Below are 12,417 nucleotides of genomic sequence, written 5' to 3' on the forward strand. Positions count from 1 at the left end.
TTCCAGCCATCGGGGTCGGTTGACTTCGATGGTTTTTTTTACGGCGATCCTATGGCTGGTTTCGGATATAGCCATCCTAAATGAGAATAGAACAGGGGTTGCAGGGGCACCGCCCCCGTCCTTGGTTCTGGAAAATTTCTGTATGCCTACGGCACGCAAGCTATAGCCATCCTAAATGAGAAAATGAGAATAGAATAGGGGTCGCAGGGGCACCGCCCCCGTCCTTGGTTCTGGAGAATTCTTGTTTGTTAATCAAGTAGGATCGCTATAATCAAATAGAACTGCCACAGACCTTGGCAATAAGGTTCTGGGTATCCTTTAATTTGTGAACAGACTGTAGGGCACCTTTATAAATTCAAAGTTAGCGGTCGCAGGGGGGCACCCCCGCCCTTGGTTCTGGGTAATATTGGTATGCCAACGATGGGATTGATGATTGGTTCAAATAAATAGAGATGCCCTAGAGGTTCCCTGTAATTTAATTAATTTAATATAAATTCCCATTGCTATCAGCACCAAACTTACTTTTCACTTTTGACCAACAGTTCTCAATAAATAAATTATGATTCAGAACTCAACCCCTGCGATGGATGACAGACCCTAAGTCTGCCCCTCTGCCATCCGGTTCAGCCACACCTCCATACGGGTGCCGGGGGGGCTGATCAGGGTAATCCGCCCGCCCATTTGATGCACCAGTTCCCGCACCACCGCCAAACCCAACCCATCCCCAGGGGTGGTAGCCGCCGTCTGTGCCCCCCGATAGTGCCGTAAAAAAACCTGCTCCTGTTCCGCCGGGGGAATCCCTGGCCCGTCATCCTGCACCCAAATGACCACCCCATCCTCAGTAGCCCGGGTGCCCACCTCGATATGTCCCCCCTTGGGAGTGTACTTGAGGCTATTGTCCAGGAGATTGCTCACCACCTCCCGCAGGGCTGTGGCATCCGCTAGGGCAATGGGGCTAGGAACGGGCGGGTCGTAGCTGAGGGTCAACCCCCGCTCCTGAGCGGTCAACTGCGCCGCCATCACCAACGGAGTGAGAACGTCCACCACCGCCACCGGCTCTTGGGTCAACCCCGGCAAGAGTAGGGGCACCGTGCCGCCAGGTAAAAGCGGCTGGGGAGTCGTGGGTTCCAACCGATGCAGGAGTTCGGCGATCCGCTCCGTTTGGGCCAACATCCCTGCCAGCACCTCCTGGTTGGGGGTTCCCGCCAAACGTTTGTAGAGCAATTTGGCAAAGGTTTTGAGGGCACTCAGGGGACTGCGGAGTTGGTGGAGCACTGTGGCTAACAATTCCCGGTGCTGTGCCTGTCCCAGGGCTAGGTTTTGGGCTTGGGTTTGCCAGCCCTGCCGCTGTTGCTCCAACCGCCAAGCCAACACCAAAGTCTGCGCCGCCCGGTGGAGTTGCTCCTGCTCCCAACCGCTCCACAACATCCCCGGACGCAACAACACCAACAGCCCCAGCAGAACCTCCCCCTGCAGTAAGGGCAACACCAATTGATCCGGTTTGGCATTGGTCAACCAGGGACTACCGGGCAGGGCGGCTTGGTTTTGGGGATAGGTGGCTACCGGGGTAAATGACCAGCGTTCCGCCGATTCCCGTAAGTACATAGTACAGTGGGAAACCTGCAATAACTGCCCCAATAATTCCAGTTGCGCTTGGCAGAAGGTGACAAATTCTGGACTCCAGGGGGGGGATGTCATGGTCAAGAGGGGCGGGATGGGGGGCGAGTCACTTGCTCTTAGCCCCGGTATTGGTTATTTTATGATCCAAACCCTTTGGCGTGCACGAGTCTTTGGCGGGAACCGGTCTGTACGGGGATATTCGGGGCTTGAAACCGGCTCAACTGCGCCAGTTGCAACGCCTGTACCGGTTGCGTTTGCCCCAGGATGTGTTGATCACCCCGGAACTGGGACAACGGCTGTGGCAGATTACCCTGCTGATTGAGGCTCCGGTGTGTCTCTATGTCAACCGGCGGGGGCAAATCCTGCGGGTGGCGGTGGGAACCCCGGAAACTACCCGGGTGCCCCTGTATGAGTTACCCCGGTATGGGGCGGGGCGGTTGTCTGGCTGGCGGTGTTTGAGTACGGCTTTGCACCCGGATGCTCCGAGTCATGCGGATTTGACCACCCTGATGGAGCAACGGTGGGATGCCCTGGTCACGGTGCATGGTCAGCAGGTGTCTTGGGCTTATCCCGGCAGTACGACTTGGGTATTATCGGCACCCTTGCCCCTCCCTGCCCTGGCGGAATTGGACTGGCTGACCCAACTGCAACAGGCGGAACAGGAGCGTCACCCCGTCACGGTTTCCACCCGTACCCCGGACTGCCAGGGGGTGATTTTGGTGGGCACCCGACCGACGACCCTTTCCCTGAGTGCCTTTCAGGCGGGCTTACAGGAAATGGCATTACTCATCGCCAGTGCGGGGGCAGAGGTGGTGGCGACGGTGGTACAAACCCGAGCGCAGGGGTTGGGAGCGGGGAAAATCCAGGAGATACGCCGGTTGGGGCGACTCCAGGGGGTGAATGTGGTGGTCTTTAACGGGGATTTGTCCCCAGCGCAGGTACGCAACCTGGAGCAACAGTTGGAAATGCGGGTGGTGGACCGCACGGAACTGATCCTGGATATTTTTGCCCAGCGGGCCCGTTCCCAGGCGGGTAAATTGCAGGTGGAATTGGCGCAATTGCAGTACCGCCTCACCCGCTTGACGGGGCAGGGGCAGGCACTTTCCCGGTTGGGGGGGGGTATTGGCACCCGGGGGCCGGGGGAAACCCGTCTGGAAACCGAACGGCGCACCATTCAACGGCGGATTGCCCATTTACAAAAACAGGTGGAGCAGTTGCGGCAACATCGCAGTCGTCTGCGCCAACAACGGCAGAAGCGGGAGGTACCGACGGTGGGTTTGGTGGGATACACCAATGCGGGCAAATCCACGTTGTTTAATGCCCTCACCCGGGCGGAGGTGTATGCTTCGGATCAGTTGTTTGCCACCCTGGACCCCACCAGCCGCCGGTTGGTCTTAGGAGCCAGCCCCCAGCCCCTGGTGTTAACCGATACGGTGGGATTTATCGAAAACCTGCCGCCGCCCCTGTGGTCTGCCTTTCGAGCCACCCTGGAGGAACTGACCGAGGCGGATTTATTGCTCCATGTGGTGGATTTATCCCATCCCGATTGGCAGGCGCAAATGCAGGCGGTGGAAACCTGTTTAGCCCAGATGTCCCCGGTGCCCGGCCCCACGTGGCTGGTGTTTAACAAACTCGACCAGGTGGATAGTGAAACCCTACGGCAGGCGCAACAGACCTATCCCCAGGCTCTCTACATCGCCGCCCGGGAGCGGATTGGCTTGGATACCCTCCGGCGAGCCTTGGTGGGGTGGTTAAACCATGCCCTGGCCAGTTAAGGTGAAAGGGTATTTTTGTGTAACCATCATGGAACAATGGACACCGATCTTGGTGGCAATGGGGTTAACCATCCTCCTGCTGGTGCTGATCCCTTGGGTGCTGACGGATTGGCTGGTGCTGAGCCGCCGGTTTTGACCTGGCACATTTCCGCTTTGGTGCGCTATCCCCTGTATGGGCTGTACGGGGTTGTATTGGCACCCCTACCATTTTTAGCCCGGATGCAGGGGCAAATTCTCGGGGCTTGGCTGTTAGGACTGGGGTTCATGGTGGGTTTTGTCCTGTTATCCGGTCTGCTCAGCCAACGGGTAAGGGCAGATGACACCGGGTTACAGGTGGTTTACCCCGGCTGGGTACCCCTGGTACGGGGGTGGCGGGTAAATTGGCAGGACATTGTACAAATTGCTACCCGTCCGACCGGTCAGGGGGGGCGAGTCCATTACCTGGTCACCACCGATGGGCAGGGTTATTTAATTCCCATGCGGATCAGTGGGTTTAGCCGTTTGTTGAACACCATTACCCACCATACGGGGCTACCCACCAGCGCCATCAAACCCCTGGCGCAACCCTGGATGTATGGAGCCCTTGGGCTATGTGTTTTGATTTTGCTCCCGTTTGACCTATGGCTGATCGCCCAAACCTGGCGGGGTTAGACCGGTTCCCAAACAGCGGGCTTGGGCTGAGCGGGAGTGCGGAACTGTTGACCCACCCAAAATCCCAGTGCCGCCCCCAGTTCTCCCCCCAATAGGGAACCAAGCAGAGAGCCAGTCAGGGAACCCACCAAGCCACCCCACAGGGGTTCGACCAGCAGACCAAGAATACCGCCCCCTACGGCACCCACCAGGGAACCCACGAGGGAACCGAGGAGAGAGCCGGTGTATAGACAAAACCCGGTTAAACTTGTCATAAATTTACCCCGTACAACTTGGCTACAATTGTAAACTTTAGAATATCGAGCCAGACGTTCCAGCCGTAGTAGCTCAGGGGATAGAGCACCCGCCTTCTAAGCGGTCGGTCATAGGTTCAAATCCTATCTACGGCGTACTAACAAAACGTTTTTTTATCGATGGCAATCTTATCAGCCCAGCGCCGCATCCATCACCGCCCCGTTGGGAAGGGTAGCCCCGGTCAAGTCCACATCGGTTAAGACCGCTTTTTGCCAGTCGGCCTCCACCAAATAGGCTGAGCGCAAATTGGCAGACTGGAGTACCGCCCCGTTCAAACTCGCCCCTTTCAGGTTGGCCCCCTGGAGATTCGCCAAGCGCAAGATCGCCCGGGACAAATCCGCCTCCCGCAGACTGGCTTGCGCTAAATTTGCTTCCCGCAGAACCGCCCGACACAAGTCCGCCTGCCAAAAATTCGCTTCCCGGGCATCCACCCGATGCAAATAGGCTCCCGATAAATTCACACTGGTCAATTCCCCCTGGATCAGCACCGCCCCGCTCACATCCGCCCGGCTCAGGTTGGCGCCACTCAAATCCGCCCGGGACAAATCCGCCCCCGCCAACACCGCCCCCAATAATTTCCCCTGCACCAGGGTGGCACCCACCAGGATGCAATCGCTCAGGTCGGCTTCCCGCAAAATCGCCTGTTTCAGCTTGGCTTGGGTGAGGTTGGCTCCGGCGAGATACGCCCCCGTCAATTTCGCCCCACTCAGGTCAGCGCCAGTCAGATTGGCTTCGCTTAAATTCACCCCGTTCAGTGCCGCTTTGTACAAATCCACACCGGATAAATCCTGACCGATGAACTCCCGCTCGCCGGTGCGGTACCGTTCCAATAGCTCTTCTGCGTTCATAAAGACAGGCGACAACAGGCATTCTCAGCATACCACGCCAACAGCCCTTGAAATAACCCCAGACCATCCGTGCCCCCCAAGTCGGCATCGCTTGCCCGTTCCGGGTGGGGCATCATGCCCAACACATTCCCCTGGGGATTGCAAATACCCGCAATCTCCGCCACTGAACCATTGGGATTCGTACCATGATAACGAAAAACCACCTGCCGCCGCTGTTCCAATTCCTGAAGAACCGGCGGTTCAGCGTAATAACATCCCTCCCCGTGGGCAATGGGCAGGGTCAGAATTTGATTTACATCATACTGACACGTCCAAGCTAAATCCCGGCGTTCCACCCGCACTGCCACCTGGTCGCAGATGAAGCGCAATTCCCGATTTCGCATCAATGTCCCCGGCAGTAGCCCCGCCTCGGTCAAAATCTGAAACCCGTTGCACACCCCCAACACCCATTTCCCGGCTTGGGCATGGCGCACCACCGCCCCCATCACTGGGGAAAACCGTGCCAACGCCCCGCAGCGCAGGTAATCCCCGTAGCTGAACCCCCCCGGCAAAATCACCAGGTCAGCCTCCCCCAAATCCGTTTCCCCATGCCAGACCAGGCGGGTGGGTTGCTGGAGTATTTGTTCCGTCACCCATGCCATGTCCCGGTCACAGTTTGACCCAGGGAAAACCACGATGGCGCACTTCACCGCCCCGCCTCCAGGGTAAAGCGATAGGTTTCAATCACCGGATTGGTCAGCACTTCCTGGCACATCCGTTCCACCTGGGCATGGGCGGTGGCGGGGTCTGTGGCGGTTAATGTTAGTTCAATGTATTTGCCAATCCGCACCTGTTGCACCCCCTCGTACTGCTGTTGTTGCAAGCCTTTGGTAATGGCTGTCCCCGCCGGGTCAAGGACAGAAGGCTTGAGGGTGATGTAAATTTCCGCCCGATAGACCGGCAAGGGCGTGGGGGGTTCTGGGGGCATGGGCAACCCAAGCGTGCTCCTCCCCATTGTACCGGCTGGGGGAAAGCCTAAGCCCCCATTTGCCCGTCCGGCATGATTGTTTGGGATAAATCCGCCCAGTCCCAAACCGCCGCCGCCACCTGCGCCTGGTACAAATTGGCGCCCGTTAAATTTGCCCCACTCAAATCCGTCCCCAAGAGATGCGCCTGTTGACACCGGCTGTGGCTCAGGTCAGCCCCGCTCAAATCCGCCCCCGCCAAGTCCGCCCCCACCAACTGGGTTTCCCGCAGGTCAGCGCCGATGCCCACCACTTCCCGCCAATTACTGCCGTGACAGCGGGCTTGAGTAAGCGTCGCACCGGTCAAATCCGCCCCCTGGAGACAGCTTGCCGCCAAATCCGCCTCCGTCAACTGGGCACCCCCCAACTGCGCCTGGGTCAAATCCGCCCGTACCAAGTCAGCCTGGTCGAATACGGCGCCCGTGAGGTTGGCATGGCTGAGATTCGCACCGCTCAGGTTCGCCCGCCGGAACTTAGCCCCCCCCAAATTCGCCGCCTGGAAATTCACCCCCACCAAAATCCCGTCGCTGAAATCCACCCCCCGCAAATCCCGCTGGGACAGGTCGGCAAAGCTCAGATTCACCCCCCCAAACCGGCGGCGACCCCCCTCATAGGCGACCAATACATCCGTCACCCCTAGGCGGACTTCCGACATAATTCCCGCATGGGCAAGGGTAACACCGCCTCATTATCCCCCGGCGGACGGTCACTACAGGCTTCAAAAAATTCCCGCACCGGCGACGGCAAATCCGGCAAGCGAAACCGGGCATCCCCCCAGGCAATATCCGCCCAAAAATGCCCCAACCGGGGTGCCAACGCCTGCGCCTGCGCCAAAGGCAAACTCAGGGGCGGGTGGGTGAGCAAATGCACGATGAATTGGGGGGAACGCTCCTCCATCCAGCGACGGGCATCCGCCAGCAGATTGGGAGCTTCCGGTAGGGTGGTAATCCGTTCGGTGGTAATCCGCAGTTGCCCTGCCTGCCAGGTCAGCAAACGGTAGGCGTGGGGATAGCTGACCAAAGAACCGGTGGTCACATCAAAAAAACCCTCTTCTTCGGCAATATCCTGGACGTGCAAATGCCCGGTGAATACTACCTGAATCCCATGTTTTTTTAATAAATTTTTCAGTGCGTGCCGATTATCTAAAAGATAGCGTTGCCCCAAAATACTCCGGGATTGATTGGGCAAATGTTCACAGACATTGTGATGCACCATGACCAAGATATTTTGCCAGGGCTGGGCATTCAACAGATGTTCCAACCATGCCCATTGGCGGGGGTCAATCGTGCCAATGAGTTCGCCATCGGGGGTAAATTGGTTGGAATTTAAGCCGATCAACCCCAAACCGGGTAAAATTTCCTGGGCGTAGTACAATTCCTCCGTGTCCCGATAGCCGTGCTGGCGGTAGTAGGCGGGAAATTCCGTCGCCGGGATCGCCCCTGGGTCGGGGGGAATGTCATGGTTGCCGGGAATCACATAACTGGGGAAGGGCAGTTGCCCCAGGCGTTTGGAGAGCCAAGTGTGGTTTTCCGGTTCCCCGTGCTGGGTCAAGTCTCCAGGAATTAATAAAAAATCCAAGGTTTGTTGGCTGAGGCGGTCAAGGGTGGCTTCCAGGATGGGAATGCTGTACTCCAGGCGGTGCAGGCGGTGGGCATAGTGCCGGTAGGTCGCCGGGGTGGTGATGTGGGGGTCAGTCAAAACGGCGAAACGGTACACCGGCGCATTCATCAGGACACCTCTACCAATAAATTGAAATTCCAAAATTGCAAAATAGCCGTCGGGCGCGCTTGGTTCGCCAGGAGTTCCCCATGCCAGGCATGAAATTTGCGGTTGATTCTAATAGTAATGGTGTTAATAATGTTCACTAGCACACCTCCAAAGTATAGGCAACAGGGGTACAGTCCCGGATTTGGTTCTGGATATTATGAGCATTCCAGCGAGATAAGGTTCTAGCAGTGATGATAACCATAAGGTGTGCATAACTATTAGATTTCCTTAAGCATTTCCCCCTCCACTTTAACTTGCCGAGGACAAGGACGGGGGACTCAAAGGCAAGAGACAGGCAGGTTCCGCCAGGTTTAAGTCCTGGTAGTGGTGGTTGCGGATCGCCGCCAGTTCCATCTGAATTTCCTGGGGCGGTACCCCCAACTGGGTGAGCAAATGGCTACTCAAGCCCAAACTGGCTTCAAAATCCGGGTGAATCACCTTGGTCGCCCCCAGCCGGTAGAGGGTATCAATGTGTTCTCTGCGGGGGGCGCAGACAATCACCTCCCGGTCAGGAGCCAATTGCAACGCCCGTTTCAGGCACAGCCGGATGCTCGCCAAATCGGGAATCGTCACCACTAGGGCTTGGGCTTGGGGCAAATTCGCCCGTTGCAAAATCCCCCAGGACGTGGCATCCCCGCACAAGTAGGGCAAACCCCGCCCCCGCAAATGGGCAATCGCCCCCTCCGACTGCTCCAAAATCAGCAGGGAACAGCCGTGCGCCGCCAAAATCTGGGCCACATCCTGACCAATTTGCCCATACCCCGCAATCACAATATGCTCCCGAAAGATGGGCGCTACCGGCATTTCTGGGGGGGGAGTCCCCATCTGCCACTGTTCTAAAAACCCCACCACCCACTGCAACAGCACCGGGCTGACCAGCAGGGTAATCGCCGTCGTCCCCACCACCAGCAGGTAGAGATGGCGAGAAATTAAGCCCAACCCCTGCGCCGCCGTTGCCAAAATGAAGGAAAATTCCCCAATCTGGCTCAACCCACAGCCCACGATCAGCGCCATTGTCCAGGGATAGCCAAACAAGCGGGTGACCGGCACCACCACTCCAAATTTGCCCAGCATCACCAACAGCACCAACCCAGCAATCAGGGGGGCATGGGTGAGGATAAATTGGGGGTCAATCAACATCCCAATACTGGCGAAAAATAACGCCCCAAACACATCCCGCAGGGGTTCCACATAGTCCAACGTTTGGTCCGCATATTCCACATCGGCAATCATCAACCCCGCCACAAATGCTCCCATTTCACTGGATAAACCCAACGCCTGGGTCAACAGGGCAATCCCCATACACAGGCACACCACCCCCAGCAAAAACAATTCCCGGCTCTCCCGCTGAGCCAAAAACCTTAGTAAGGGCGGCACCCCCCACCGTCCCAGGGCGAAGGCGCCCAAACTAAACCCCACCAATTTCAGCAGGGCAAACCCCAGCGCCGACCCCAGCCCCTCCCCGGTCGCCGTGAGCGCCGGTAAAACGGCTAACATCAGCCCCACCGCCAAATCCTGCACAATCAAAATGCCCAACATCGCCTGCCCCGCCAGACTCTCGGTTTGCCCGGTTTCCGCCAGGGATTTGAGCGCCACCGCCGTGGACGATAGGGCTAAAATGCTTCCCAACACCACCCCGGACATGGGGGCCAGCCAGCCCGTTAGGGACACCGCCGCCGCCGTCAACCCCACCGTTAAGCCCATTTGCAGTAAGCCGCCCCCCAGGGCAACCCCCCCGACCCGCCGGAGCTTCCCCAGGGAAAATTCCACCCCCAGGGAAAACAACAGGAGCGTCACCCCAAACTGAGCCAGGGTTTCCACCTGCACCACTTCCCGGATGCCTGCCAACCCCGCTGGACCGATGACCACCCCCGCCAGAATGTAGCCCAACAGGGGCGGTTGTTTGAGTGCCGAAGCCAGCAGACCCCCACCCAGAGCCGTCGCCAGCACGATCAACAGGTCAACAATCAGCCGTAAATCCTCTTGCACAAGCAACCTATTCCAATCCCCTTCCCCACCATAGCGATTTTTCACCGCCGCTGGGGCACCCTGGGGCTGGGGATGGGCTAAGTCCGAGGCGTAAAAGCGTGTACACTATAAAGCAAGTTCACTGGCATTGAACTGACATGGTGGATACAGTTCGCAGGTGGCTTTTCCCCTTTGCTGACCCGCAGGTGGCGGAGTGGTCCGGGTCTGCCCGCTGGTTGCAACGGTTAACCTTTCTCTGGTTGGCGGTCGGATTGGTTGTTTTATTTTCCGCATCCTTCCCGGTGAGTTTGGCGGACCATGGGGATGGGTTTTATTACATCAAACGCCAGGTGGCTTGGGCGGTCATGGGTATCCTGGGCTACGGGGCGATCCTGCGGATACCGTTGAAATGGTGGTGGCAGGGGGCGGGGTTCGGGTTGCTGGTGTGTGCGGTGCTGATGGGGTTGACCCTTTCCCACGGGACGGAGGTGAATGAGGCGACCCGGTGGTTGGCACTGGGACCGTTGTTGATCCAGCCTTCGGAACTGGTGAAGCCGTTTTTGATCCTGCAAAGCAGTCGCTTGTTTGCCAACTGGTTTCATTTGTCCTGGTTAACTCGGGCGTTGTGGTTGGGGGTGTTTGGGCTGGTGGTGGGGATGATTTTGCTCCAGCCGAATCTGAGTATGGCGGGGCTGACGGGGCTGACCCTGTGGGTGCTGGCGTTGGCGGCGGGGTTACCCTGGTTTTATTTGGCAACCACGGCTCTGGGGGGAGCAACGGTGGCGGGGTTGAGTTTGCTGGTGAAGGAATACCAACGGCGGCGGGTGATTTCCTTTCTGGACCCCTGGGCGGATCCCTTGGGGCATGGGTATCAGTTGGTGCAAAGCCTGTTGGCGGTGGGTTCCGGGGGCATCTGGGGTACGGGGTTGGGTTTGTCGCAACAAAAGCTGTTTTTCCTGCCGATTCAGCATACGGATTTTATCTTTGCCGTATTTGCCGAGGAGTTGGGGTTGGTGGGGAGTTTGTTGTTTTTGGGGTTTTTGCTGGTCTATGCCAGTTTGGGTCTGCGGGTGGCGATGGGGGCGGAAACCCAACCGGGACTGCGTTTGGTGGCTCTGGGGGGGACGGTATTGTTGGTGGGGCAGTCTTTATTGAATATGGGGGTGGCGACGGGGGTTCTGCCGACTACGGGGTTGCCGTTGCCCTTTTTTAGCTATGGGGGCAATTCCCTGCTGGCGAGTTTTTTGCTGGCGGGGCTGTTGGTGCGGGTGGCGCGGGAAACCCAGCGGGGGGCGGTGATTCCCTGGCGGAGGGGTTAGCCCCCTTATACTAAAAACTGAAGGCTTGCTCGTGGTGACCATGACTTCCAAGGTGCCCCGAAAACATTTGCGTCGCCGGACGGTGCTCTCCCTGGGGTTCCTGGCGGTGGGGCTGGCGGCGGGTTTGGCACCTCTGCCGGGGGAATCCCGTACCCTGGTGGTGGTGGCGGGGACGGAACTGCAACAGGCGCTGACGGCTTTGAAATCCGGGTTTGAACAAAGCCAACCGGGGGTGCGGCTGGAACTGCGGTTCCGGGGTTCCCAAGCCCTGGCGAATGATTACCTGGATGACCGCTATCAGGACGTGACCCCGACGATTTTGATCCCGGCGAGTGGGGAAATTTTGCAACGGTTGGCGCAGGATTGGCGCGCTCGCTACGGGGATGAACCGTTTTATAGTCCCCCCCAGCCGATTGCCAAGACCTTTTTGGTGGGGATTGCCTGGCCGGAACGGGGTCGGGTGCTGTTTCCCCAGGGGCGGTTTGAGTGGGAACGGGTAGTGCAGGCGATGCGGGCGGGGCAGTGGTCTGCCTTGGGGGCACCGGCCAGTTGGGGGAGTTTTGATTTCCGCATGACCGACCCGTTGCGCTCCAACAGCGGGCAATTGACCCTATTCCTCTGGGCGGGGGCGGTGCTGGGGACACCAGCCACAGCGGATAACCTGAACACGGAGGCGATCAATCAGTTATTCAGGTTGATCAAGCGCTCCGTGTATCAGCCGCCCAACTCCACGGATACCCTACTGGAGGCATTCATCTCCCAGGGGGTGAATGAGGGGGATGTGGCGGTGGTGTATGAGAGTATTGCCCTGAGCCGTTGGCCCCAGGCGCGGGTCTCCCAGCCCCAGGGGTATCAGATTTACTACCTGAGTCCTACGGTGGAAACCGTGTCCACGGCGGCAGTCGTCCGGCGCAATGTCCCCCCAGCGTTAGCCCGCACGGCCCAACAATTCCTGGACTTTTTGCGGGCACCGGATCAGCAGAAAATCCTGGTGCAACAGGGGTTTCGACCGGTAGTGGACTTGGATTTAACCACGGTGGCGGGGAGTCCTTTCAGCCAGGGGATTCCGGGCGTAGCGGTGTCCCCCCCGGTGGAGCTTTTACCCGCCCCCCCTTCAGCGGTTTTGCAAGAAATTCAAAAACAATGGCAACGGGCGACAGTGGGTTAGGAC

General features: G+C 58.2%; 14 protein-coding genes and 1 tRNA gene. 6 read left to right on the plus strand and 9 right to left on the minus strand.

Annotated features, from left to right (window positions below):
* Positions 1–597: 597 nt before the first annotated feature.
* Positions 598–1,698, minus strand: coding sequence for a HAMP domain-containing sensor histidine kinase (locus tag MLD66_RS13165; RefSeq protein WP_247219143.1), 1,101 nt, complete (start codon positions 1,696–1,698; stop codon positions 598–600).
* An 80-nt stretch (positions 1,699–1,778) separates the two neighbouring features.
* On the opposite strand from MLD66_RS13165, the gene hflX reads away from it, so the two are divergent.
* The 3 genes from hflX to MLD66_RS13180 are packed head-to-tail and all read left to right on the plus strand — an operon-like array spanning position 1,779 to position 4,046.
* On the plus strand, positions 1,779–3,395 hold the full coding sequence (hflX, locus tag MLD66_RS13170; protein ID WP_247218595.1) for a GTPase HflX: 1,617 nt from the start codon (positions 1,779–1,781) through the stop codon (positions 3,393–3,395).
* Complete coding sequence (locus MLD66_RS13175) at positions 3,379–3,531, plus strand: hypothetical protein (RefSeq protein WP_247218597.1); 153 nt, start codon at positions 3,379–3,381, stop codon at positions 3,529–3,531. Before hflX ends, MLD66_RS13175 begins: the two co-directional genes overlap by 17 nt.
* The gene (locus MLD66_RS13180; RefSeq protein ID WP_247218599.1) at positions 3,504–4,046 is read left to right on the plus strand and encodes a hypothetical protein; all 543 of its coding nucleotides are present in this window, start codon (positions 3,504–3,506) and stop codon (positions 4,044–4,046) included. Before MLD66_RS13175 ends, MLD66_RS13180 begins: the two co-directional genes overlap by 28 nt.
* Here MLD66_RS13180 and MLD66_RS13185 read toward each other — a convergent pair.
* Complete coding sequence (locus tag MLD66_RS13185) at positions 4,043–4,300, minus strand: hypothetical protein (protein ID WP_247218607.1); 258 nt, start codon at positions 4,298–4,300, stop codon at positions 4,043–4,045. The two genes, MLD66_RS13180 and MLD66_RS13185, sit on opposite strands and share 4 nt — an antisense overlap.
* Positions 4,301–4,362: 62 nt before the next feature.
* Between MLD66_RS13185 and MLD66_RS13190 the strand changes: the two genes are divergently transcribed.
* A tRNA-Arg gene (locus tag MLD66_RS13190) sits at positions 4,363–4,435 on the plus strand.
* 36 nt (positions 4,436–4,471) lie between these two features.
* Here the strand turns inward: MLD66_RS13190 and MLD66_RS14585 are convergent.
* From MLD66_RS14585 to MLD66_RS13230, 7 genes are all read right to left on the minus strand, one after another.
* Positions 4,472–5,188 carry a pentapeptide repeat-containing protein gene (locus tag MLD66_RS14585; RefSeq protein WP_281438476.1) on the minus strand — a complete coding sequence of 239 codons (717 nt, stop codon included), beginning with the start codon at positions 5,186–5,188 and terminating at the stop codon, positions 4,472–4,474.
* Positions 5,185–5,877, minus strand: a complete 693-nt coding sequence (gene purQ / locus MLD66_RS13205; RefSeq protein ID WP_247218608.1) for a phosphoribosylformylglycinamidine synthase subunit PurQ — start codon at positions 5,875–5,877, stop codon at positions 5,185–5,187. The genes MLD66_RS14585 and purQ overlap by 4 nt, the downstream gene beginning before the upstream one ends.
* Positions 5,874–6,155: a phosphoribosylformylglycinamidine synthase subunit PurS gene (gene purS / locus MLD66_RS13210; RefSeq protein WP_247218610.1), complete on the minus strand. Its 282-nt coding sequence runs from the start codon at positions 6,153–6,155 to the stop codon at positions 5,874–5,876. The genes purQ and purS overlap by 4 nt, the downstream gene beginning before the upstream one ends.
* Before the next feature lie 47 nt (positions 6,156–6,202).
* Positions 6,203–6,847: a pentapeptide repeat-containing protein gene (locus MLD66_RS13215; protein ID WP_247218612.1), complete on the minus strand. Its 645-nt coding sequence runs from the start codon at positions 6,845–6,847 to the stop codon at positions 6,203–6,205.
* Positions 6,829–7,920, minus strand: coding sequence for a metallophosphoesterase (locus MLD66_RS13220; protein WP_247218614.1), 1,092 nt, complete (start codon positions 7,918–7,920; stop codon positions 6,829–6,831). Before MLD66_RS13220 ends, MLD66_RS13215 begins: the two co-directional genes overlap by 19 nt.
* Complete coding sequence (locus MLD66_RS13225) at positions 7,920–8,057, minus strand: hypothetical protein (protein ID WP_247218616.1); 138 nt, start codon at positions 8,055–8,057, stop codon at positions 7,920–7,922. Before MLD66_RS13225 ends, MLD66_RS13220 begins: the two co-directional genes overlap by 1 nt.
* Before the next feature lie 151 nt (positions 8,058–8,208).
* Positions 8,209–9,948 carry a cation:proton antiporter gene (locus MLD66_RS13230; protein ID WP_247219147.1) on the minus strand — a complete coding sequence of 580 codons (1,740 nt, stop codon included), beginning with the start codon at positions 9,946–9,948 and terminating at the stop codon, positions 8,209–8,211.
* 137 nt (positions 9,949–10,085) lie between these two features.
* Between MLD66_RS13230 and MLD66_RS13235 the strand changes: the two genes are divergently transcribed.
* Together MLD66_RS13235 and MLD66_RS13245 are read left to right on the plus strand one after the other, a co-directional pair.
* The gene (locus MLD66_RS13235; RefSeq protein ID WP_247218618.1) at positions 10,086–11,246 is read left to right on the plus strand and encodes a putative peptidoglycan glycosyltransferase FtsW; all 1,161 of its coding nucleotides are present in this window, start codon (positions 10,086–10,088) and stop codon (positions 11,244–11,246) included.
* 40 nt (positions 11,247–11,286) lie between these two features.
* On the plus strand, positions 11,287–12,414 hold the full coding sequence (locus MLD66_RS13245; protein WP_281438478.1) for a substrate-binding domain-containing protein: 1,128 nt from the start codon (positions 11,287–11,289) through the stop codon (positions 12,412–12,414).
* Positions 12,415–12,417 lie beyond the last annotated feature (3 nt).

It is taken from the genome of Synechococcus sp. C9, assembly GCF_022984075.1.
Taxonomy (GTDB): domain Bacteria; phylum Cyanobacteriota; class Cyanobacteriia; order Gloeomargaritales; family Gloeomargaritaceae; genus Gloeomargarita.